Here is a 22069-nt window from a genome sequence, read left to right as displayed (position 1 = left end):
CACGCGGCAAGCGCGCTCATCACATGCCGCAGTGCCGCTTACTGCAACGCTGCCCGCGCCGCCTTCACAGCCGCGAGCACCTGTTCCGGCGCCGTGCCGCCCGGATGATTGCGGCTCGCCACCGAGCCTTCCAGCGTCAGATACGAGAACACGTCGTCGCCGATCAGATGCGCGACGTTCGGCAGTTCCGCGCGCATTTCCTCGAGCGATAGATCCGCCAGATCGCAGCCGCGATCCGCGCAGACACGCACCGCCAGCGCGACCGCTTCGTGCGCGTCGCGGAACGGCAGGCCGCGTTTGACCAGATAGTCGGCCAGATCGGTGGCAGTGGAGAAGCCTTGCAACGCAGCCGCGCGCATGGCTTGCGGCTTCACCGAAATACCCGCGACCATTTCAGCGAAGATGCGCAGCGTGTCGGCGACCGTGTCGACGGTGTCGAACAGCGGTTCCTTGTCTTCCTGATTGTCTTTGTTGTACGCGAGCGGCTGGCCTTTCATCAGCGTCAGCAGTGCGATCAGGTGGCCGTTCACTCGGCCGGTCTTGCCGCGCGCGAGTTCGGGTACGTCCGGGTTCTTCTTCTGCGGCATGATCGACGAACCGGTGCAGAAGCGGTCGGCCAGATCGATAAAGCCGACGCGCGGGCTCATCCACAGCACCAACTCTTCGGAGAAGCGCGACACGTGCGTCATGACGAGGGCCGACGCGGCCGTGAATTCGATCGCGAAGTCGCGGTCGGAAACGGCGTCGAGCGAGTTCGCGCAGATGCCGTCGAAGCCCAGCGTTTTCGCCACCGCGTGACGGTCGATCGGATAGCTGGTGCCGGCCAACGCGGCGGCGCCCAGCGGCAGGCGATTCACGCGCTTGCGGCAATCGATCATGCGTTCGGCGTCGCGCGAGAACATTTCGACGTAGGCGAGCAGGTGATGCCCGAACGTGACCGGCTGCGCGACCTGCAGGTGCGTGAAGCCCGGCATGATGGTCGACGCGTTTTTCTCCGCCATGTCGACGAGCGCCACGCGCAGTTCCGTCAGCAAGCCGCCGATCCGGTCGATCTCGCCGCGCAGCCACAGACGGATGTCGGTCGCGACCTGGTCGTTACGCGAGCGGCCGGTGTGCAGGCGCTTGCCGGCGTCGCCGATCAGCGCGGTCAGACGCGCTTCGATATTCAGGTGGACGTCTTCCAGGTCGAGTTGCCACTCGAATTCGCCGCGCTCGATTTCACCCTTGATCTGCGCCATGCCGCGTTGAATCGCGGCGAGGTCGTCGTCGGCGATGATCTTCTGCGCGGCCAGCATCGAGGCGTGCGCGAGCGATCCCTCGATATCGACGAGCGCCAGACGCTTGTCGAAGAAGACCGACGACGTATAGCGTTTGACGAGTTCCGACATCGGCTCCGAGAAGCGAGCCGACCAGGCTTCGCCTTTTTTGTGCAGTTGGGACGTCATGGTGTTGGGCAGTTAAGCGGCGGTTAGGCAGCAGTTGAACGAGCGGTGAAGAGGCTGGCGGCGCAATGGCACGGTGCGTGCGAGATGCCGCCGAAGCGCGGAAAGACAGGGATTTTAACACCGGCCGGGCGGGCGGAAGACAGGGCGGTGGGCCGCGAACGCGCGGCCATCCCGGCGAACGAGTCGGGACACGCACGCTGAGCGGCGTGTCGAGCGCCTGCGCGGCTACTCGCGCACCAGCACCACCAGCTTCAGATCCTCACGATGCGCGGGTTTGAACGTGATCTGGTCATAGACGATGCGGCCGTCGCGCGGATGGTTGAATTCGCGCCGCCCGCCCTCGCGGCCGCCGACGTCCTGCGACGCCCAGAAGCGCGTGAACGCGTCGCTGGCGGCGCTGAGCGAGTCGATCAGCGCGCGCGTGGGCGCGTCGTTCAGATGCCGGATCGAGTCGGCGCGAAACTCGGCGGCGAGCCGCCGCGCGCGCGTTTCCCAATCGACGATCAGCTCGCTCGCGGCGGGTTCGGTGAAGGTGTAGCGCAGCAGATTGCGATCGTGCGCGCCATCCAGCCAGCCGACGAACAGGTCGGCGGCGCGCTCGTTCCACGCCAGCGCGGTCCACTGACGGTCGAGCACATACGCCGGCGCGTTGACCAGCCGCACGGTTTCGAGCAGCGTGGCGGGCGCCTCGGCGGCGGCCGGGTCGGGCTCGGCCGGATCGCGCTGGGCGGCCAGCTCGAACAGATAGGCCCGCTCGGCGCGCGACAGCTGCAACGCGACCGCGATCCGCGCGAGCGCCTCGGCGGAAGCCGACACCGGCCGCCCTTGCTCGATCCACGTGTACCAGGTCGGGCTCACGCCGCACAGTTGCGCGACTTCCTCGCGCCGCAAGCCGGGCGTGCGGCGGCGCGGACCGGGCGGCAGGCCGACCGCTTGCGGCGACAGGCGCTCGCGGTGAGCGCGGATGAAGTCGCCGAGCGCACGGGCGGGGGTGGCTTCGAGCGGCGGCGGGTGGTCGGCGGTGGGCGGCGTGGTCATTCTGAGCGGGCGGCGCGTAGAGAGGCGTAGAGGGGATTGTTCGGGTGATCTTTTTGGGGGTGCTTTTGATACCAGAATAATTGCTTAACTTGTACTGGTACACGGCGGGCCCTATTGTAGCGGCAGGAACGCAGCAACGCCTTCCCGTATCAGCTGGGTTTCACCCAATAACCGATAACCGGAGCCTCCCCATGAAGCATCACGATCAGGTCGCCGACGCCTTCGGCTCGACCGCCGCCGCGTATTTGACGAGTCAGACCCATGCCACCGGTGCCGATCTGCAGACGCTGGCGACGTCGATCGCCGCGACGCCGGACGCGACGGTGCTCGACATGGGATGCGGCGCGGGCCACGCGAGCTTCGCGGTCGCGAAGCATGCGAAAGAGGTGGTCGCGTACGATATCGCGCCGCAAATGCTCGCGACGGTCGAAGGCGCGGCGAAAGAGCGCGGCCTCGCGAACATTCGCACGCAGCAGGGCGCGGCGGAAAAGCTGCCGTTCGCCGACCACAGCTTCGACTGGGTGATCAGCCGGATGAGCGCGCACCACTGGCACGACGTGCCGCTCGCGCTCACGGAAGTGCGGCGTGTGTTGAAGCCGGGCGGCAAGGTGTTGTTTATCGATATCGCCGGCACCGATCATCCGTTGCTCGATACGCACTTGCAGGCGGTCGAGGTGTTGCGCGACGGTTCGCATATCCGCGATTACCGCGCCGACGAGTGGGTCGCGTTTTTCGAAGCGGCGGGATTCCAGGCGTCGATTCGCGAGCGCTGGCGCATCGATATCGAATTCAGTTCGTGGGTGGCGCGCATGCGCACGCCCGAACCGCGAGTCGTGGCGATCCGTTCGCTGTGGACGTATTCACCGGACGAGGTGCGCGCCTATTTCGGCGTGCAGGAAGATGGCTCGTTCAAGCTCGATGCGCTGATGGTCGAAGCGCACTGAAGAACGCGCGAAGGAACGCGCGAAGCAAAAATCCCCAGCTGAAAATGACAACGCCGGGCACGGAAAAAACTCCGTGCCCGGCGTTGTCGTTCAAGCGGCCGACCACGCCGCTTTCGTACTCTCAAGCCGTGTGCTTAACCCGTATTGCGCAGCCCCGCCGCAATCCCGTTGATGCTCAGGTGAATCCCGCGGCGCACGCGCGCGTTGGTGTCGCCCGCGCGGTGACGCTTGAGCAACTCCACCTGCAAGTGGTTCAGCGGATCGAGATACGGGAAGCGGTTCTTGATCGAACGCGCGAGCAGCGGATTTTCGGCGAGCCGCTCGCTCTTGCCGGTGATTTCCGACAACACCTTCGACGTGCGTTCCCACTCCGCGACGATCCGCTCGAACACGTGCTTGCGCAGCTTTTTGTCCGACACCAGCGCCGCATAACGCGAAGCGACCGCGAGGTCGGTCTTCGCCAGCACCATGTCCATGTTCGACAGCAGGTTCGAGAAGAACGGCCAGCTCTTGTGCATTTTCTTCAGCAACGTGAGACGGCGCGCGCGTTCGGCGTCGCTCGGCGCGCTATCCAGATGCGCGGCCACCGCGCTGCCGAAACCGTACCAGCCGGTCAGCAGCAAACGGCATTGGCCCCACGAAAAGCCCCACGGAATCGCGCGCAGATCTTCGATCTTGCGTTGCTTCGGATCTTGCAGTTTGCGCGAAGCCGGCCGGCTGCCGATGTTCAGTTCGGCGATCTCGGCGATCGGCGTCGACTCGAAGAAGTACTCCTTGAAGCCCGGCGTTTCATAGACCAGCGCGCGATACGACGCCATGGCCGCGTCCGACAACTGCTGCATCGTCTCTTCGAACTCGGGCAACTGCGCGGGCGTATTGCCGTGCGGCAGCAACGACGCTTCGAGCGTCGCGGCCACGACCGTTTCCAGATTGCGCCGGCCGATTTCCGGATTGCCGAACTTGCTGGCAATCACTTCACCTTGTTCGGTCAAACGGATCTGACCGTCGACGGTGCCCGGCGGCTGCGACAGAATCGCCTGATAGGTCGGACCGCCCCCACGGCCGACGGTGCCGCCGCGGCCATGGAACAGCCGCAGCGTCACGCCGCGCTGGTTGAACAGCGACACCAGCGCGAGTTCGGCGCGATACAGCTCCCAGTTCGATGTGAGGAAACCGCCGTCTTTATTGCTGTCCGAATAGCCGAGCATGACTTCCTGCTCGTTGCCCTGATGTTCGATCAGCGCGTCGACGCCCGGCAGCGAAATCAGGTCGCGCATGATGTGCGGCGCGTTGCGCAAGTCGGGGATCGTCTCGAACAGCGGAATCACCATCAGGCCCGCGCGCGCCGGATCGTTGGCGTCGCCCAGGCGGCCGTGCAGCAGGCCGGTTTCCTTTTGCAGCAACATCACTTCGACCAGATCGCTGACCGTTTCCGTGTGCGAAATGATGTAGTTGCGCACCGCGCGCGCGCCGAATTTTTCACGCGTCACACGCGCTTCTTCGAGCACACCGAGTTCGCTCTTCACCAGATCGGAATACTCGGCATACGGCAGACGCAACGGACGCGGCTGCGCCAGTTCGGCGAGCAGCACCGTGAGCTTGTCCGCTTCGGACAGCGCCGCGTAGTCTTCCACGACGCCCGCGCGCTTGAGCAATTCGGCGATCACCGCTTCGTGAATGTCCGAGCTTTGACGCAGGTCGATGCTCGCGAGGTGGAAGCCGAACACTTCAGCGGCGCGCGCGAGCGGCGACAGACGCGGCGCGGCCAGCGGCGCGCCGTGATGTTCGGCGAGCGAATCGATCAGCACGTGCAGGTCGCGCACGAAGTCGGCGGAGTCGTCATACGGGATCGCACGCACGGGCGCCGCGCCGCGGCCGGCGCTGCGCACCGGCACGCTGCCTTCGCCCAGACGCACGCGCGCGCTGGCGGCGAGCCGCGTGTACATGCCGATCAGCGCGCGGCGATACGGCTCGTCGGTGCGGTGCGGCGACTGGTCGGGCGACGCGGCGGCGAGCGCCTTGAGCGGTTCGCTCGCGCCGGCCAGCAGGTTCGACACCGACAACTCCGCGCCGAGCTTGTGCACCTGCTCCATGTAGTGTTCGAAGATCACCGCGGCCTGGCGGGTGATCGCGTTTTCCAGCGTTTCGGCCGTGACGTTCGGATTGCCGTCGCGGTCGCCGCCGATCCAGCTACCCATCTGGAAGAACGGCGGCAGACGCGCGTCGAGGCCGTGTTCGGCGAGCGCTTCTTCGATATCGGCGTACAGCGCCGGGATTTCTTCGAGGAAGGTGGCGCGATAGAACGACAGCGCGTTCTCGATTTCGTCGGCGACGGACAGACGCGTGTCGCGCAGCATGCGCGTTTGCCACAGCGACGTGACGCGTGCGCGCAGCATCGCTTCGTTATGCACGCGCTCGCGATCGGTCAGTTGCTGGTCGCGCTCGGCAAGCAGACGGGCGACGTCGTGCTGCGCGTCGAGAATGCTCTTGCGCTGCACCTCGGTGGGGTGCGCGGTCAGCACCGGCACGATCAGCGCTTCGTTGAAGAACTGCTGCAGCACCGGCGTCGCGGCCGCGCCGGCGGCGACGAGCCGATCGAGCGCATGGGCGATCGTGCCCGGCTGCGAGGTCGAGCCGGCCAACGCGTGAATCCGGTGGCGGCGGTTGCGGTGGCGGTCTTCGGCGATATTGGCCAGATGCGAGAAGTAGCTGAACGCGCGCACCACGCTGACCGTTTGCTCCGGGCTCAGCGAGCGCAATTTCTTGTCGAGCGTTTGCGCGGCCGCGCTGTCGTCCTCGCGGCGAAAGCGCACCGCCGTCTGACGGATCGTTTCGACGACGTCGAACACCGCGTCGCCTTCCTGCTCGCGCAGCACGTCGCCGAGCAGGCGTCCCAGATAGCGGATGTCCTGGAACAGCGGGTGGTCCTTGTCTTCGCGCGTGCGGCCGTTGGTTTTCGGCGCGGCCACCTTGGTGTCTTTCGACACGGCTTGCAACTGCGGCGCAGTCACACCGGCCGCGGCCGAGGTGGCCTTATCCGCCTTGACGGTTTTCACGGGCTTGACCGCCTTGGCGGGCGTGGACGTTTTAGCGGATTTGCTGGCCTTGGCGGCATGGGCCGGCTGCGCGGCGCGGGCGGTCTTGCCGGCGCGTTTGGCCGCTGTCGACTGCGTGGCGCTCGCGGCGGAGCCGGCGGAAGCGGTAGGCGCCGCGGCGGTGTCGGCCGCGTTGGTGGTGGGCGATGCAGCGTTGCGGCGGGCAGGGCGCGCCGATCCGGAAGACGTCACGATGGGTTTCCTCAGGGAAGCCGGGGTCTATTGAGTGATGAACCGCTACTGCGGAACTGCGCTACGGACTGCAATGTGAACAGCACTAACGACAGGTGCCGATGGAGAACGGCTGTGGAACCAGCACGCTGAACCGCCGAAACGCCGGTGAGGGTGACCGTGCGCCGGCATGCGATGCACGCCGGCCGGGTCGGCCACGCGTGCAGCTTGCGCCGCATTGCATCATCCCGCATGCCGGGCAGCGGTGCGCGAACGACCGTGCGTGAACAGGCTGGGATGGGGCAGGCGTGCGCTGCGCGAAGCCTGTCTCCTCCATCGATACCGCGCCCGCACGGCGGCTGGCCGTGCCTTGAGACATAAGGGCGCGTGCTAACATTGATTGTTATTACATCCCGACATTCGATCAGCAAGCTAATGAACACCGAGACGTTTTCTACGCCACCCCACACGCTTGTGATTGCGTCGCGAGAAAGCCGCCTTGCCATGTGGCAGGCGGAGCATGTGCGATGTGCGCTGCACAAATTATATCCATCTTGTGACGTAAAAATCCTCGGAATGACGACACGTGGCGATCAAATTCTCGATCGCACTTTGTCGAAGGTGGGTGGTAAGGGTTTGTTCGTCAAGGAACTGGAGGCCGCCCTGGCCGACGGTCGCGCCGACCTTGCCGTGCATTCGCTCAAAGACGTGCCGATGACCTTGCCCGAGGGCTTTGCGTTGTCGACCATCATGGAACGCGAAGATCCGCGCGACGCGCTGGTCTCGAATCAGTACGAGTCGCTGGCCGCGTTGCCGGCCGGCGCGGTGGTCGGCACGTCCAGCCTGCGCCGTGAGGCGATGTTGCGCATCCGTTATCCGCATCTCGAAGTGCGGCCGCTGCGCGGCAATCTGGATACGCGCTTGGGCAAGCTCGACCGTGGCGACTACGCAGCGATCATTCTGGCGGCCGCCGGGCTGAAGCGGCTGGGTCTCGCTGAGCGCATCCGTGCGCTGCTCGATCCGGAAGACAGCTTGCCCGCGGCGGGCCAAGGCGCGCTCGGCATCGAGATTCGCGCCGATCGCGCGGACCTCGCGGCGTGGCTCGCGCCGTTGCATCACGAACACACGGCCGCAGCCGTCGAAGCGGAGCGCATGGTCTCGCGCGCGCTCGGCGGCAGTTGCGAAGTGCCGCTCGCCGCGTATGCCACGTGGCATGACGGCGCGTTGCATCTGCGCGGTATCGTCGCAACGCCCGACGGCCGGCGCGTGTTGAGCGCGCAGGCATCGGCGCCCGCGCCGACCGTCGAATGCGCAATCGCGCTTGGTCAGCAGGTCGCCGACGAGCTCGAAGAGCAAGGCGCGATGGAGATCGTGCGTGCGCTCAGCACGGCCAGCGGTCCCGCTGCAGGCGTTGCGAACAGCGCTGCCAGCGACGCCGCGAACCGCGCGCCGAGCGACGCAAGTCCCGACGCCAATCCCCACACAACCCCCGGCGCGGTGACCGGCGAGTGATGACAGCAGACTCCTCCGGCAACACCTCGTCCGCCGCCGCCGGCAAGACGGCGTTCACGGTCGTGATTACACGACCGGCCGGTCAGTCGAGCGAGCTGATCGCGCGGCTCGCCGAGGCCGGCATCGCCACGCTCGACTTCCCGCTGATCGACATTGCACCGGTCATCGACGCCGCGCCGCTGCGCGCGGCGCTCGCTTCGCTCGAACGCTACGCGCTGGTCGTGTTCGTCTCACCGAACGCAATCGACCAGGCGTTCGCGCACAGCGACACGATCTGGCCGCACGCGTTGCCGATCGGCGTCGTCGGGCCGGGCAGCGTGCAGGCGCTCGCGCGCCATGGCGTCGCGACGCCGGCGTACACCGTGATCAGCCCGCCGTCCGGTAACGACGAGGAAGCCGCGCGCTTCGATTCCGAAGGGCTGTTCGCGGCCCTCGAAACCGCGCTCGGCGCCACCGGCTTCGAGGGCAAACGCGTGCTGATCGTGCGCGGCGACGGTGGCCGCGAATGGCTTGCCGAGCGTCTGCGCGAAGCCGGCGCCGAGGTCGAGACGGTCGCGGCTTACCGGCGTCTGGTGCCCGAACCGTCGATCGGCGGCTGGGCGCGCGTGCATGAATTGCTCGCCGGCCTGCCGCACGCGTGGCTGCTGACCAGTTCCGAAGGCGTGCGCAATCTGCACGAACTCGCGCAGGACCATCTGACGACCGGCGAAATCGCCGCGCTCAAACACGCTACGCTCGTCACGCCGCATCCCCGTATTGCGCAGACCGCGCGGGCATTGGGTTTTGATAGCATGACGGTGTCCGGCGCGGGCGACGACCGGATTGCCCGCGCTCTGCTTGCCGCCGTTCCGACCATCGTTCAACCGGCACCGTCCAACCCGGCTCATTCACCGGCACAATCACGCATGACTGAAACGACCGCTTCCACGAACGCTTCACCCCAGCCGGCCGCAACCACCGGGTTGCCGCCGAATCCCCCCTTCACGCCCTACGAAGCGCAAAAGCGCCGCAGCGCGAGCGGACCGCTGCTGTGGTTTGTCGTCGTGATCCTTGCCTGCGGCGCGGGCGTGGGCGGCTATGCGCTCAACCGCAAGGTGGAGCGCGCCGAGCAGCAACTCGCGCAACGCCAGCAGGCCAACGACGCGCAGACCAGCGAGTTGCGCGTCAAGACCGAACAGGCGCTGGCCACGGTGCATCAATCGGACGCGCAGGTGGCGCAGCTCGAAGGCAAGCTCGCCGACGCGCAAACCGCGCAGCAGGCGTTGCAGCAGCAATACACGGATCTCGCCCGCAATCGCGACGACTGGACCTTCGCCGAAGTCGCGCAGATGCTGTCGGCCGCGAGCCAGCAGTTGCAGCTCACCGGCAACACGCAGCTCGCGCTGTTCGCGCTGCAAAGCGCGGACACGCGTCTGGCCGCATCGGACAGCCCGCAGGCCGTCACGGTGCGCAAGGCGATCGCGCAAGACATCGACAAGCTGAAGGCCGCGCCGTCCACGGACCTGACGGGTCTCGCCATCAAGCTCGACAACGCGATCGACCAGATCGACAGCCTGCCGCTGTCGGGCGAGGCGCCGATCGCGCACGCCACGCCGAAGGCCGCGACCTGGGCCGACACGGCGAAGGTGGCGGCGGCCACCGGCGAGCCGCGCTGGAAAGTGTGGTGGCGCGAAGTGTCCACGGGCATCGGTCAGCAGTTGACGAGCCTCGTGCAGGTGCGTCGTATCGACAATGCCGACGCGATGCTGGTCACGCCCGACCAGGGCTACTTCGTGCGTGAGAACGTGAAGCTGCGCCTGCTGTCGGCGCGTCTCGCGCTGCTGTCGCGCAACCAGACCACGCTGAAATCGGATCTGCAGGCGGCGCAGTCGTCGCTCACGCGCTACTTCGACAACGCGTCGAAGAAGACGCAGACCGTGGAAGATCTGGTCAAGCAGGTGGACGCGGGCTCCGCCGCGGTCGAACTGCCGAATCTGAACACGAGCCTGCAAGCCGTCAATCAATACCGGAACCGAGGTTAATCATGGCGATCCGGGGACTTCTATGGCTTGCGTTGCTGTTCGCCGTCGCGGTGGTGCTGGCGGTGGTCGGGCGCTTCGATATGGGGCAGGTGCTGTTGATCTATCCGCCGTACCGCGTCGACATTTCGTTGAATCTGTTCGTGGTCGGGCTGGTGGTGCTGTTCATCCTGCTGTACGCGCTGCTGCGCATCGTCCGCAATATCTGGCGTATGCCGCAGCGCGTGTCGGCTTACCGCGCGCGTTCGCGCGTCGCCAAGGCGCATGCGGCGTTGCGCGATGCGATCGGCAATCTGTATGCCGGGCGTTTCTCGCGCGCTGAGAAGGCCGCGAAAGATGCGCTCGCCAATGGCGACAACAAGGGCGCGGCCGGTTTGATCGCGGCCACCGCGGCGCACCGCATGCACGAATACGGTCGGCGCGACGAATGGCTCGCGCAGATCGACGAAGCCGACTGGCTCGACGCCCGTTTGATGGCCACCGCCGACATGCGCGCCGACGGCCGCGACGCCGACGGCGCGTTGACCGCGTTGACCGAGATGCAATCGCAGGGCGCGCGGCGTATTCACGCGCAGCAGATCATGTTGCGCGCGCAACAGCAATTGAAGAACTGGGCCGAAGTGCTCAAGCTCGTCAAGACGCTGGAAAAGCGCGAGGCGATTCATCCGGCCGTGGCGGTGCGCTTGCGGCAACTCGCGGCGGAAAACCTGCTGCGCGATCGCCGGCATAACGCCGACGCGCTGCTTGAACTGTGGACCTCGCTGTCGGCCACCGAGCGTCATTCGCCGCGTCTCGCCGATCTCGCCGCCGAACTGCTGGTGGCGTTGAACCGTCCGCAGGACGCGCGCAAGATCGTCGAGGAAGCGCTGGCGCAGAACTGGGACGCGCGTCTGTTGCGCCGTTATCCGGACACCACCGCGGGCGACGCATTGCCGCTGATCCAGAAGGCCGAAGCCTGGCAGAAGGATCGTCCGGAAGATGCCGACCTGATGTTCGCGCTGGGCCGTTTGTGCCTGCATCAGCAACTGTGGGGCAAGGCGCAATCGTTCCTCGAGCGCGCGTTGAAGCTGGCCGACAACGAGACGCTGAAGATTCGCTCGCATCGCGCGTTGGCGCGTTTGCACGAACAGCTTGGCGATTCGGATAAGGCGAGCCAGCATTATCGCGAGAGCTCGCTGGCCATGAACGTGGTGTGAGAGTTGCCTTGAGCGCTGGCTGAGTCAGGCAGCAGGCAGCGCAGGCAGACGAAGAAAAACCCCCGGCGTTGCAGAACGCCGGGGGTTTTTCTTTTTCGTTGATGCGTCGAAACGCCAAGTGCTTTACCTGTCACGCAGGCAGCGAGCGCAGCACAGCGCTTGCCGCCCAACGCCCGACGTTACGCGACGACCGGCTTCACTTGTTCACCATCCTGGCCGGCACGCTGATTGCGAGCAAACCGCCCAGCACCATGAACGCGGCCAGCATGTACATGCCGGAGTCGTTCGCGGCGGTCGCCTGCTTGAGCCAGCCCACCGCGTACGGGCTCAGAAAGCCCGCCAGATTGCCGATCGAATTGATCATCGCGATGCCGGCCGCCGCGCCCGTGCCGGCGAGGATCGCCGTAGGCAGACTCCAGAACAGCGGCAGCGTGGTCAGAATGCCCATGGTCGCGAGGGTCAGCGCGGCCATGGCGAGCACCGTGTTGTGCGCCCATACGACCGACAGCACCAGCCCGAGCGCGCCCGCGAAGGCCGGCACCGCGATATGCCAGCGCCGCTCGCGGGTTCGGTCCGCGCTGCGTGCCACGAACACCATCGCCACCACCGCCGCCGCGAATGGAATCGCCGACAGCAGACCGATCATGAACGAGTCGGTGACGCCGGTCGCCTTGATGATGGTCGGCAGCCAGAAGCTCACGCCGTAAAGCCCCATCACGAACGAGAAATAAACCAGGCTCAGCATCAGCACGCGGCCGCTCGTGAGCACCTGACGGATCGGCATATCGTGCTTGGTTGCTTCTTCGGCGGAGACCTGGCCTTCGAGCAGTTGCTGTTCTTCACGCGTCAGCCATTTGGCTTTCGAGATCCGGTCGTCCAGCTTCGCGAACACCAGAATCCCGACGATCACCGACGGCACGCCTTCCAGCAGAAACAGCCACTGCCAGCCATGCCAGCCGTTCGTGCCGTTGAAGTTCTTCAGGATGTAGCCCGACACCGGACCGCCGATCACGCCCGACAGCGCGATCGCCGTCATGAACCAGGTGGTCATGCGGCCGCGCCGGTGCGACGGATACCAGTAGGTGAGGTACAGGATGATGCCGGGGAAGAAGCCCGCTTCGGCGAGACCGAGCAGGAAGCGCATCGCGTAGAACATGGCCGGCGTGGTGACGAACATGGTCAGCATCGAAATGATGCCCCACGACACCATGATCCGCGCGATCCACACGCGCGCGCCGACCTTGTGCAGGATCACGTTGCTGGGAATTTCGAAGATGAAATAGCCGAGAAAGAAAATCCCCGCGCCGAAGCCGTACACGGCGTCGCTCAGGCCGAGGTCGCTGGTCATTTGCAGCTTCGCGAAGCCTACGTTGACGCGGTCTAGATACGCGACCACGTAGCAGAGCATCAGCAGCGGCGCGAGCCGCCACGTGACCTTGCGGTAGGTGGCCTCCTCGAACGTGGAAGGGGGCGCGCCCGCGCCGGGGTGGTGGAGCGGATCTGCAGGACTTGCCATGGTGTCTCCTCTTTTCTTGTGGAATTGAAGTACCGCCTGCGATGGATTCTAGTCGCGCCAGGTGCTTTGGATGACGAATCGATACCGGGGGAAAACACTGAGGCGGGCGAGGGCGGCGCGCACCGAAGCCGTGCGACACGCCGCAAGCCCGCGGCTGGCAGCCCGCGTGAGGCCGCCGCCGCTACACGCAGCGGCCGCCGTCCACTTCGAGGCACACGCCGGTGATGAACTCGGCTTCGTCCGAAGCCAGATACAGCGCGGCGTTGGCAATGTCCTGCGGGGTCGAAAAGCGCCCGAGCGGAATGCCCGCGAGAAAGCGCTGCCGATTGGCCGGCGTATCTTCAACGCCCATGAACTCCGACAGCAGCGCCGTTTCGCCGATCACCGGATTGATGCAGTTCACGCGAATCCGGTCCGGACCCAGCTCGACGGCGAGCGACTTGCTCGCGATGATCACCGCGCCCTTGCTGCCGTTGTACCAGACGAGACCCGGCCGGGGCCGCACGCCGGCGGTCGACGCGATATTGATGAAACTGCCGCCGCCTTGCTCGCGGAAATACGGCACAAATTCCTGCACGCTCCAGTAGATGCTTTTGACGTTCACCGCATAGACACGGTCGAATTCGGCTTCGGTGACTTCCATCACGGGTTTGTTGCGATGCGTCGTGCCGGCGTTGTTGACCACGATCTGCACGCTGCCGAAGTCTTCGAGCGCGGCCTCGCGCAGCTTCTGCCAGTCGTCGCGCTGCGCGACGTTGCCCGCCACCGCGATGGCCTTGCCGCCGGCCAGCGCGATTTCGCTCGCCACGCGCTCCGCGGCCGCGCCGTTCAGATCGTTGACCACGACGTTGGCGCCTTCGCGCGCGTAGGTCTTCGCAATGCCTTCGCCGAAACCCGAGCCGCCACCCGTGACGATGGCCGTTTTACCTGTCAACCGCATGATGTCTCCGTTGTTGGTTGTGACTGCAATCAATTCGCCGCTTGCCTGGAACGCGGACCAACCGCCGACCGCCGGCCGCTACCCGTGCCGGATCGCGATGGTCTTCAACACCGTGAAACCGTACAGCGCTTCGAAGCCCTTCTCGCGGCCGTGCCCCGAATGCTTGACGCCGCCGAACGGCAATTCCACGCCGCCGCCCGCGCCGTAGTTGTTGATGAACACCTGGCCGGAGCGCAAGCGCCGCGCGAGACGCATTTGTCGCGCGCCGTCGCGTGTCCAGATGCCGGCCACGAGGCCGTATTGCGTGCCGTTGGCGAGCGCCAGCGCTTCGTCTTCGTCGTGGAAGGACATCGCGGCGAGCACCGGACCGAATACTTCGTCGCGCGCGAGGCGGTGGCTCGCGGGCACGTCGCGCAACAGCGTGGGCGCCTGGTAAAAGCCGCTTTCCGGCGCCTCGGCGATCACTTCGCCTTGCGCCGCCATGGCAATGCCGTCGTGCTGCGCGTCCGACAGAAAGTCCCACACGCGCTGCTGCTGTTTCGCGTTGATCAGCGGCCCGCAGTCGAGGTCGGCCTGCGAAGGGCCGACCCGCAACCCATGGAACGCGCTGCTCAGCCGGTCCAGCAAAGGCTCGTAAATGGCGCGGTCGATCAGCACGCGGCTGCCCGCCGAGCAGGTTTGCCCGGCGTTCTGCACGATCGCCGACACCAGCACGGGCAGCGCCGCGTCGAGATCGGCGTCGGCGAAGACGATTTGCGGCGACTTGCCGCCGAGTTCGAGCGTGACCGGCACGTGATTGTCCGCGGCCATGTGGGCGACCAGCTTGCCGGTTTCCGGCGACCCGGTGAACGAAATGTGATCGATGCCGGGATGACGGGCGAGCGCCGCGCCGGCTTCGTGCCCATAACCGGTGACGATATTCAACGCGCCGGCCGGCAAGCCCGCCTCGGCCGCCAGTTCGGCGACGCGCAGCACGGACAGACAAGCATCTTCGGCCGGTTTGACGACGCACGCATTGCCGGTGGCGAGCGCCGCGCCGACACTGCGGCCGAAAATCTGCATGGGGTAATTCCACGGCACGATATGACCGGTCACGCCGTGCGGCTCGCGGATCGTCAGCACCGTGTAGCCGGCTTGATAGGGCAGCGTTTCACCGTGCAGCTTGTCGGCCGCGCCGGCATAGAACTCGAAATAGCGGGCGAGGGCGGCCGAATCGGCGCGCGCCTGCTTGAGCGGCTTGCCGGTGTCGCGCGCTTCGAGTTGCGCCAGTTCTTCCTGACGCGCCGCGACCAGCATGGACAGCCGGTACAGCACGCGGCCGCGTTCGGCGGCGCTCGCCGCGCCCCATGCGCCTTCGAACGCGCGGCGGGCGGCCTGCACGGCGGCCTCGATATCCGCTGCGGTGCCGCGTGCCAACTGGGTGAACGGCTGGCCGTCCGACGGATCGAGCACGGCGATCGTCTCGCCGCCTGAAGCGGCGCGCCACTCGCCGCCGATGAAGTGTCGGGCTTCTTCCATGCAGACTCCTTGAGGTGACACGCGGCGCCACGCAAGTGCGTAGCGGTTACGTGCTGTTCACAAACGAGAGGCACAATCGAACGACGCCGGATGATTATCGCGCCGATCCTCGCCGAGGCGCCATCGGCCGATTGGCTATAATGGCGTATGCCGCACTGTCCGGCCGCATCGCCACGGCCCGCGGCGATGTCGAGGCAACAGCGGCGATCCGAGTCGTCACGCTTCACACCGTCCGGGCGCATGCACTGCGCGCCGTGTTCCGAATTCCATCCTGATCAGAGAGCGCTCATGAGCTTCAATCACGTCCCCGCGGGCAAAGACCTTCCGCAAGATTTCAACGTCATCATCGAAATCCCGGCGCAAAGCGATCCGGTGAAGTACGAGGCCGATAAGGATTTGGGCCTGCTGGTCGTCGACCGTTTCATCAGCACCGGCATGCGCTATCCGGCCAACTACGGCTTCATTCCGCAAACCCTGTCGGGCGACGGCGACCCGGTCGACGTGCTGGTGATCACGCCGTTCCCGCTGCTGGCCGGCTCGGTGATTCGCGCGCGCGCGCTCGGTATGCTGCAAATGACCGACGAATCGGGCGTGGACGCAAAGCTGGTTGCCGTCGCGCACGACAAGATCTGCCCGATGACTGCCGACCTGAAGTCGATCGACGACGTTCCGGCGTACCTGAAAGACCAGATCAAGCATTTCTTCGAGCAATACAAGGCGCTCGAGAAGGGCAAGTGGGTGAAGGTCGAAGGCTGGGCGGGCATCGACGCCGCGCACAAGGAAATCACGGAAGGCGTGGCGAACTACAAGAAGTAAATCGCCTGTTGCCAGCCGGTCGATCGGTCCGTTGTGGCTGGTCGACGGCACCGAGCTTAAAAAAACCGCGCGAGCCCGTCAGGGCCGCGCGGTTTTTTCATGGGCTTTTCAAGCCGATCGCATACGGTTCTGGAGACTGCGGGCGCATAGCCTGCGTGCATCGCCAGGATGAACCGAAGCCATTTTTATAGTTAGGTGTAAACCCGTATTATTTGCCGCTTGCCGGGGTTCGCTGCCGGCGTTCGTCGTTAGTTCGTCGTTAGCCAGATCAATGCGCGTTTTTAGGAGCACACCGTCCGGATGCTGAATCGCAAGTCCAACCCGTCGTCATCCTCATGGCCGCAACGCTGGTCGAGCGGGCTTTACGCTATCGGCACCGCGATCTACCGCAAGCGGCCGGTATGGATGGTGTCGTTCGCGACGAGCGAGGCCAGTCTTTCGGAGGGCTTGAGGGCGGCCTGTGCGTCGACCGCGATGCTCGCGCTCGGCAATCTGCTGCATGAACCGGCGTTCGCATGGGCCGCGATCGGCGCGTTCTGGACCTGCCTCGCCGACGCGGGCGGCTCCAATCGCGCGCGCTTCGCTTCGATGATGGGCTTCGCGCTGCTGTCCACGCTGTGCGGCGGCCTCACCGCGCTCGCCTCGAGCGCGGGCACGCTGTGCGCGGCCATCGCGCTGCTGCTGTTCACGAGTCTCGGCGCGTTCGGCCGGATCTGGGGCGCGGCTGCTTCGCAAGTGACGATTCTGGCCGCGACCGCCTGCGTCGTGATGGTCGACCGGCCGATGCACGATCGGCGCGCCGGCCTCGCGTTTCTCGGCGTTTATCTGATCGGCTGCCTGTTCGCGGTGGGGTTGAGCCTGACCGTCTGGCGGATTCATCCGTTCGGCGCGAGCCGCGCGTCGCTGCGCACCGTTTATCTGCGGCTGGCGGACATCGCGCTGGATAGCGCGCGTCTTCTCGAACGCCATGCGCCGCCGAGCGAATGGGCCACGCATGCGGCGAAATTCCGCGCCGATGCGCGCGCCGCACTCGAACGCTCGCGCAAGATCCTCGCGAAGGTGCCGGCCTCGAGAACGGGCGGGCGCGACACCTACGACACGCTGCTCGCGTTGCTGACCGACGGCGAAGCCTTGTTCGCCTATCTGATCGCCGTGTCGGGCGCGTGCGAACGGGTGCCGGACGACGCCTGGCGCGTGCGCCGCGCGGCCAGACTGCTGACGGCGATCGGCAACGTGCTGCGCGGCACCGGCACGGCCGCCGGCGACGCGCAATGGGCGCACCTCGCCCGTTTGCAGCTACGCTTGCGACGTCTGGCCGGGCGGCTCGAAACCGCGTTGCTGGAACCGGTGAAGCTGAAGTCCGGCTTCGAACTGGTCGATTTCGCGCCGGCCTTCGCCGAGCCCGAAACCTGGCAGGCCAGCGCGCTCAGGCTGTCGACGCGAATCATGGCGACGCTCAAAGCGAATCTGTCGATCGAATCGGTCGGCTTGCGGCATGCAGCGCGCGTCGGCGTGACGACCACCACGGGCTTTCTCGTGATCCGCGCGCTCGGGTTGCCGTTCGGCTACTGGGCCACCATGGCGACGCTGCTGATTCTGCAACCGTCGATCGCGGCGACCTGGCCGCGCAGTATCGAGCGCGTGGCGGGCAGCATCGTCGGCGGCGTGCTGGCGGCGGGAATCGGTTACGCGATTCATTCGCCGCTCGGCATTTCGCTCGCGGTGTTTCCGCTGGTGATGGCGACCATGGCGTTGCGTCCGGTCAGCTACAGCCTGTTCGTGCTGTTCCTGACGCCGACCTTCGTGCTGGTCGCCGACTTCGCGACGCCCGGCGCCAGCGAATTCGCGTACGCGCTCACGCGGCTCGGCAACAACGTGCTCGGCTGCGTGCTGGCGCTGCTGGCCACGTTCTATCTGTGGCCGACCCGCGAAAAAGCCGACTACCGTGCGTATCTGAACGACGCGGTGCGCGCCAATCTCGCGTATCTGCGGGCCGCGCTGGCATCGGTCGGACAGAGCGATAAGGACATGGAGCGCTTGCGCCGGGCCGCCGGCCTCTCCAGCAATAACGCGGAGGAGGCCGTCGGCCGGATTCGGCTGGAGAAGCTAGAAGATTCGATGGTCGATACGGTCACGCTGACCGTGCTCAGCCTGTTGCGCAGAATGGCCGGGACCGCGACGCAACTTCGGCTCAGCACGAACCGGCGCGATACGGCGGATACGCACGACGAACTCGGCGTGTGGGTGGACAGCGTGAGCGAGGAGATCGACGCCGCGTTGAACCGGACGTTGCGACCGGTTCGCCATGAACTGCCGGCGCGCGACGGGTTGACGTCGCTGGAAGCGGACGCGGTGGGACAACTTGCGTTGATGCAAAGACTGCTGACGGAGCGGATGCGGGAAGCGCGGGGGTAGGGCATGCGAGCCGATGGGGCGGTTCGGATCTGGCCGGTGACGAGGCCATAAGCAGCGTGAAGCGAACGCGCGGCGCAAACGTTCAGGACGCGCCGTCCTCCGGCTCGCTTTCTTCCACGGTCTCGACCACCGGCACTACGGGCACTACCGAGTCAAGCGTGCGCACCCCCGCCGCCAGTGCCCGCTTCTCCGGCGGCGTCAGCCGCTTGACCCAATACTCGGCGCGCGACGCGCTCGACCGATCCGCCAGCTCGAACGACGCCAGCACCTGCACCGGCTTGCGCGAACGCGTATAACGCGCGCCCATGCCGCTCACGTGTTTGTCGAAACGCGCCTGGACGTCGGTGGCAATGCCGGTGTAGACGCTGCCGTCCGAACATTCGAGCAGATAAAGAAACCACGCCATAAATGCGCTTCAGCCTTTGAACGGATTGTGTTCGCGCAGCTCATCCACGTAGGCGTGGATGCTGTTCTTTTCGTTGTCGAGAAACTGACCGACGGCATCGGCAAAGGCCGGATGCGCGAGCCAGTGCGCCGAGCGTGTGACCGTGGGCAGAAAGCCGCGCGCCATCTTGTGCTCGCCCTGGGCGCCGCCTTCGAACGCGCCCAGCTTCTCTTCGATGCAGAACTCCAGCGGCTGGTAGTACGCCGTCTCGAAGTGCAGGCACGGCACATGTTCGAGCGCGCCCCAGTAGCGGCCGTACAGCGTGCCGCCGGTTTTGGCGTCGCGCTGATACACCACGAGCGAACTCGCGATCGGCTTGCCTTCGTATTCGGCGATCACGAGCAGCAGGTTCTCGGGCATCGACGCGCCGATCGTGCGGAAGAAATCGAGGTTCAGATACGGACTCGAAAAATGCTCGCGATACGTCTGCCGATAACACTTGCTGAAGAAGCGCCAGTCCGCGTCCTGAATGTCCTCGCCGCGAATTCGCCGCATCGTCACGCCGGCTTCCTGCACCTTGCGACGCTCGGCGCGAATGTTCTTGCGCTTCTTCTGTTCGAGCGTCGACAGGAAATCCTCGAAGTCGCGATAGCCGTCGTTCAGCCAATGAAACTGCACGCCTTCGCGCTGCATCATGCCCATGTCGGTCAGCGCGGCGCCTTCCGCTTCAGTCGGAAACAGCACGTGCAGCGACGACACGTCGGCCTGCTCGGCGAACGCCATCAAGGTGGCCGCGAGATGCCGCAACGCGTGCGGGTCCGCCGACAACAGGCGGTTGCCCTGCACCGGCGTGAACGGCACCGCGCACAGCAGCTTCGGGTAATACGGCAAGCCGTTGCGTTTGTACGCGTCGGCCCACGCCCAGTCGAACACGTACTCGCCGTACGAGTGTCCCTTCAGGTACACCGGCGCGGCGGCCGCGAGCTTGTCCGTGCGCGGATCGGTGAGCGTGACGAATTGCGGCGACCAGCCGGTATCGGCGACCGCGCAGCGAGTCGCGTGCAGCGCGCTCAGAAACTCGTGCCGCAGAAACGGCGTGGGTTGCGATTGTTGCGCGAGTAGCGCGTTCCATTCAGCGGCGTCTACCTCGGAGGGCGACGCCAGAATGCCCGTGCGATAATCAAAGCGTTCCTGGTTCAATCTGTGTGACTGTTCCCAATGAACCGCGCGGTGCCAATGCACTACGCCGTTCGTTTATCCGATTTGTCCGTTGCCGTCGAGCTGACCAGCCGCGGTACTCGCAAGCCGTCCGGCTTGCCTGTCGATCCTGCCATGAAGACCCGAATCGCTCTTGCTCAAATCAATGTCACTGTCGGCGACTTCGCCGGCAACGTCGCGAAGATTGTCGCTGCCGCGCGCGCCGCGCACAACGATGGTGCGAAGCTGCTGATCGCGCCTGAACTCGCGCTATCGGGCTATCCGCCCGAAGACCTGCTGCTGCGTCCCGCGTTCTACACCGCCAGCGCCGAGGCGCTGGCCGATCTCGCCACGCAGTTGAAGCCGTTCGCCGGCTTGCATGTGCTGGTCGGCCATCCGCTGCGCGAGGTTGCCCACAGCGCAGCGCACGGCCATGGTAATGCAAACGCGCCGATCGAGCGCGGCGTGCCGCCGGTCGACACGTTCAACGCGGCCTCGCTGATCGTCGGCGGCGACGTGGTCGGCACCTATCGCAAGCAGGATCTGCCCAATACCGAGGTGTTCGACGAGAAGCGCTACTTCGCGTCCGACCCGCAACCGTTCGTGTTCGACCTGGACGGCGTGAAGTACGGCGTGGTGATCTGCGAAGACGCATGGCATGCGTCGGCGGCGCAAATGGCGAAAGCGGCGGGCGCGCAAGTGCTGCTGATTCCGAACGGCTCGCCGTATCACCTGAACAAGGAAGCGGTGCGCTTCGACATTCTGCGCGCGCGGATTCGCGAAACCGGTTTGCCGATGGTCTACGTGAACATGGTCGGCGCACAGGACGAACTGGTGTTCGACGGCGGTTCGTTCGTGCTCGACGCAGACGGCGCGCTGGTGGCCAAGATGCCGCAGTTCGAAGAGGCGACCGCGATCGTCGAATTCGAAGGCGGCCGGCCGCTGATCACGGCGGTCGCGCCGGAGCTGTCGCTCGAAGCGCAGGTGTATGCCGCGCTCGTCATGGGCGTGCGCGACTACATCAACAAGAACGGTTTCCCGGGCGCGTTGATCGGCTTGTCGGGCGGCGTGGATTCGGCGCTCGTGCTGGCGGTGGCGTGCGACGCGCTCGGCGCCGACCGGGTGCGCGCGGTGATGATGCCGTCGCGCTACACGGCGGACATCTCGACGACCGACGCCGCCGAGATGGCGCGCCGCGTCGGCGTGCGCTACGACGAAATCGCGATCGCGCCGATGTTCGACGCGTTCCGCGGCTCGCTCGCCGAGGAGTTCGCCGGCCGCGCCGAAGACGCCACCGAAGAGAACATTCAGGCCCGCATTCGCGGCACGCTGCTGATGGCGCTGTCGAACAAGTTCGGTTCGATCGTGCTGACCACCGGCAACAAGAGCGAGATGGCGGTCGGCTACTGCACGTTGTACGGCGATATGGCCGGCGGCTTCGCGGTGATCAAAGACATTGCCAAGACGCTGGTCTACAAGCTGTGCCACTACCGCAACCAGGCCACCACGTTCACGAAGCGCGACGTGATTCCCGAGCGGATTCTGACGCGCGCGCCCTCGGCGGAACTGCGCGACAACCAGACCGACCAGGACAGCTTGCCCGAGTACGACGTGCTCGACGCGATCATGCGCATGTACATGGAAGAGGACCGCTCGCTCGCCGAAATCATCGCCGCGGGTTACGCGGTCGACGACGTGAAACGCGTCACGCGTCTGATCAAGATCAACGAGTACAAGCGTCGCCAGGCGCCGATCGGCATTCGCGTCACGCATCGTGCGTTCGGCCGCGACTGGCGTTATCCGATCACGTCGCGCTACACCGAACCGGTGGAGTGAGCGGTAGCGAACCCTCGCGGCACGCTT

Annotated in this window: 15 protein-coding genes; 7 read left to right on the top strand and 8 right to left on the bottom strand. The window is 65.8% G+C overall.

Going from position 1 to position 22069, the window contains the following annotated elements:
• Positions 1-38: 38 nt before the first annotated feature.
• Complete coding sequence (gene argH, locus GGD40_RS08085; protein ID WP_179743311.1) at positions 39-1445, bottom strand: argininosuccinate lyase; 1407 nt, start codon at positions 1443-1445, stop codon at positions 39-41.
• A gap of 225 nt (positions 1446-1670) precedes the next feature.
• Entirely contained in the window at positions 1671-2483 is an 813-nt protein-coding gene (locus GGD40_RS08080) for a helix-turn-helix transcriptional regulator (RefSeq protein ID WP_035552313.1), read from the bottom strand.
• 191 nt (positions 2484-2674) lie between these two features.
• Between GGD40_RS08080 and GGD40_RS08075 the strand changes: the two genes are divergently transcribed.
• Positions 2675-3427: a class I SAM-dependent methyltransferase gene (locus tag GGD40_RS08075; RefSeq protein WP_179706329.1), complete on the top strand. Its 753-nt coding sequence runs from the start codon at positions 2675-2677 to the stop codon at positions 3425-3427.
• A 134-nt stretch (positions 3428-3561) separates the two neighbouring features.
• On the opposite strand, the gene ppc is transcribed toward GGD40_RS08075, so the two are convergent.
• A complete protein-coding gene (ppc, locus tag GGD40_RS08070; protein WP_179743310.1) occupies positions 3562-6714 on the bottom strand; it encodes a phosphoenolpyruvate carboxylase in 3153 nt (1050 codons plus the stop codon).
• A 414-nt stretch (positions 6715-7128) separates the two neighbouring features.
• On the opposite strand from ppc, the gene hemC reads away from it, so the two are divergent.
• From hemC to GGD40_RS08055, 3 genes are read left to right on the top strand one after another with little or no spacing between them, the layout of a single operon-like run.
• Complete coding sequence (hemC, locus tag GGD40_RS08065) at positions 7129-8205, top strand: hydroxymethylbilane synthase (protein WP_257030374.1); 1077 nt, start codon at positions 7129-7131, stop codon at positions 8203-8205.
• Positions 8205-10226, top strand: coding sequence for a fused uroporphyrinogen-III synthase HemD/membrane protein HemX (hemDX, locus tag GGD40_RS08060; protein WP_179743309.1), 2022 nt, complete (start codon positions 8205-8207; stop codon positions 10224-10226). The genes hemC and hemDX overlap by 1 nt, the downstream gene beginning before the upstream one ends.
• A 2-nt stretch (positions 10227-10228) precedes the next feature.
• Positions 10229-11419 carry a heme biosynthesis protein HemY gene (locus GGD40_RS08055; RefSeq protein WP_035552300.1) on the top strand — a complete coding sequence of 397 codons (1191 nt, stop codon included), beginning with the start codon at positions 10229-10231 and terminating at the stop codon, positions 11417-11419.
• Positions 11420-11615: 196 nt separating this feature from the next.
• On the opposite strand, the gene GGD40_RS08050 is transcribed toward GGD40_RS08055, so the two are convergent.
• The 3 genes from GGD40_RS08050 to GGD40_RS08040 form a co-directional block, all read right to left on the bottom strand.
• Positions 11616-12935 (bottom strand): MFS transporter, encoded by a 1320-nt coding sequence (locus tag GGD40_RS08050; RefSeq protein WP_179743308.1) that lies wholly within the window; start codon positions 12933-12935, stop codon positions 11616-11618.
• A 181-nt stretch (positions 12936-13116) separates the two neighbouring features.
• Complete coding sequence (locus GGD40_RS08045; protein WP_179743307.1) at positions 13117-13875, bottom strand: SDR family oxidoreductase; 759 nt, start codon at positions 13873-13875, stop codon at positions 13117-13119.
• Positions 13876-13953: 78 nt separating this feature from the next.
• Positions 13954-15393 (bottom strand): aldehyde dehydrogenase family protein, encoded by a 1440-nt coding sequence (locus GGD40_RS08040; protein WP_179743306.1) that lies wholly within the window; start codon positions 15391-15393, stop codon positions 13954-13956.
• A 288-nt stretch (positions 15394-15681) separates the two neighbouring features.
• On the opposite strand from GGD40_RS08040, the gene ppa reads away from it, so the two are divergent.
• Entirely contained in the window at positions 15682-16209 is a 528-nt protein-coding gene (gene ppa, locus GGD40_RS08035; RefSeq protein ID WP_179743305.1) for an inorganic diphosphatase, read from the top strand.
• Positions 16210-16509: 300 nt separating this feature from the next.
• Positions 16510-18624 (top strand): FUSC family protein, encoded by a 2115-nt coding sequence (locus GGD40_RS08030; protein WP_179743304.1) that lies wholly within the window; start codon positions 16510-16512, stop codon positions 18622-18624.
• 82 nt (positions 18625-18706) lie between these two features.
• On the opposite strand, the gene GGD40_RS08025 is transcribed toward GGD40_RS08030, so the two are convergent.
• Both GGD40_RS08025 and GGD40_RS08020 read right to left on the bottom strand, forming a co-directional pair.
• On the bottom strand, positions 18707-19030 hold the full coding sequence (locus GGD40_RS08025; RefSeq protein WP_179743303.1) for a GIY-YIG nuclease family protein: 324 nt from the start codon (positions 19028-19030) through the stop codon (positions 18707-18709).
• Between the two features lie 9 nt (positions 19031-19039).
• Positions 19040-20209 carry a GNAT family N-acetyltransferase gene (locus GGD40_RS08020; protein ID WP_179743302.1) on the bottom strand — a complete coding sequence of 390 codons (1170 nt, stop codon included), beginning with the start codon at positions 20207-20209 and terminating at the stop codon, positions 19040-19042.
• A gap of 132 nt (positions 20210-20341) precedes the next feature.
• Between GGD40_RS08020 and GGD40_RS08015 the strand changes: the two genes are divergently transcribed.
• Positions 20342-22042 (top strand): NAD+ synthase, encoded by a 1701-nt coding sequence (locus tag GGD40_RS08015; RefSeq protein ID WP_179743301.1) that lies wholly within the window; start codon positions 20342-20344, stop codon positions 22040-22042.
• The last annotated feature ends 27 nt before the right edge of the window (positions 22043-22069 follow it).

The sequence above is a fragment of the Paraburkholderia bryophila genome (genome assembly GCF_013409255.1).
Classification (GTDB): domain Bacteria; phylum Pseudomonadota; class Gammaproteobacteria; order Burkholderiales; family Burkholderiaceae; genus Paraburkholderia.
This window is presented reverse-complemented; position numbering and strand designations above follow the sequence as displayed.

Bases quoted from the DNA above. Each gene is read 5' to 3' on its own strand.
- ppa (WP_179743305.1), top strand. From the start codon at position 15,682: ATGAGCTTCAATCACGTCCCCGCGGGCAAAGACCTTCCGCAAGATTTC.
- hemDX (WP_179743309.1), top strand. From the start codon at position 8,205: ATGACAGCAGACTCCTCCGGCAACACCTCGTCCGCCGCCGCCGGCAAG.
- GGD40_RS08055 (WP_035552300.1), top strand. From the start codon at position 10,229: ATGGCGATCCGGGGACTTCTATGGCTTGCGTTGCTGTTCGCCGTCGCG.
- GGD40_RS08050 (WP_179743308.1), bottom strand. From the start codon at position 12,935: ATGGCAAGTCCTGCAGATCCGCTCCACCACCCCGGCGCGGGCGCGCCC.
- hemC (WP_257030374.1), top strand. From the start codon at position 7,129: ATGAACACCGAGACGTTTTCTACGCCACCCCACACGCTTGTGATTGCG.
- GGD40_RS08015 (WP_179743301.1), top strand. From the start codon at position 20,342: ATGAAGACCCGAATCGCTCTTGCTCAAATCAATGTCACTGTCGGCGAC.
- GGD40_RS08040 (WP_179743306.1), bottom strand. From the start codon at position 15,393: ATGGAAGAAGCCCGACACTTCATCGGCGGCGAGTGGCGCGCCGCTTCA.
- GGD40_RS08075 (WP_179706329.1), top strand. From the start codon at position 2,675: ATGAAGCATCACGATCAGGTCGCCGACGCCTTCGGCTCGACCGCCGCC.
- GGD40_RS08080 (WP_035552313.1), bottom strand. From the start codon at position 2,483: ATGACCACGCCGCCCACCGCCGACCACCCGCCGCCGCTCGAAGCCACC.
- GGD40_RS08030 (WP_179743304.1), top strand. From the start codon at position 16,510: ATGCTGAATCGCAAGTCCAACCCGTCGTCATCCTCATGGCCGCAACGC.
- GGD40_RS08025 (WP_179743303.1), bottom strand. From the start codon at position 19,030: ATGGCGTGGTTTCTTTATCTGCTCGAATGTTCGGACGGCAGCGTCTAC.
- argH (WP_179743311.1), bottom strand. From the start codon at position 1,445: ATGACGTCCCAACTGCACAAAAAAGGCGAAGCCTGGTCGGCTCGCTTC.
- GGD40_RS08045 (WP_179743307.1), bottom strand. From the start codon at position 13,875: ATGCGGTTGACAGGTAAAACGGCCATCGTCACGGGTGGCGGCTCGGGT.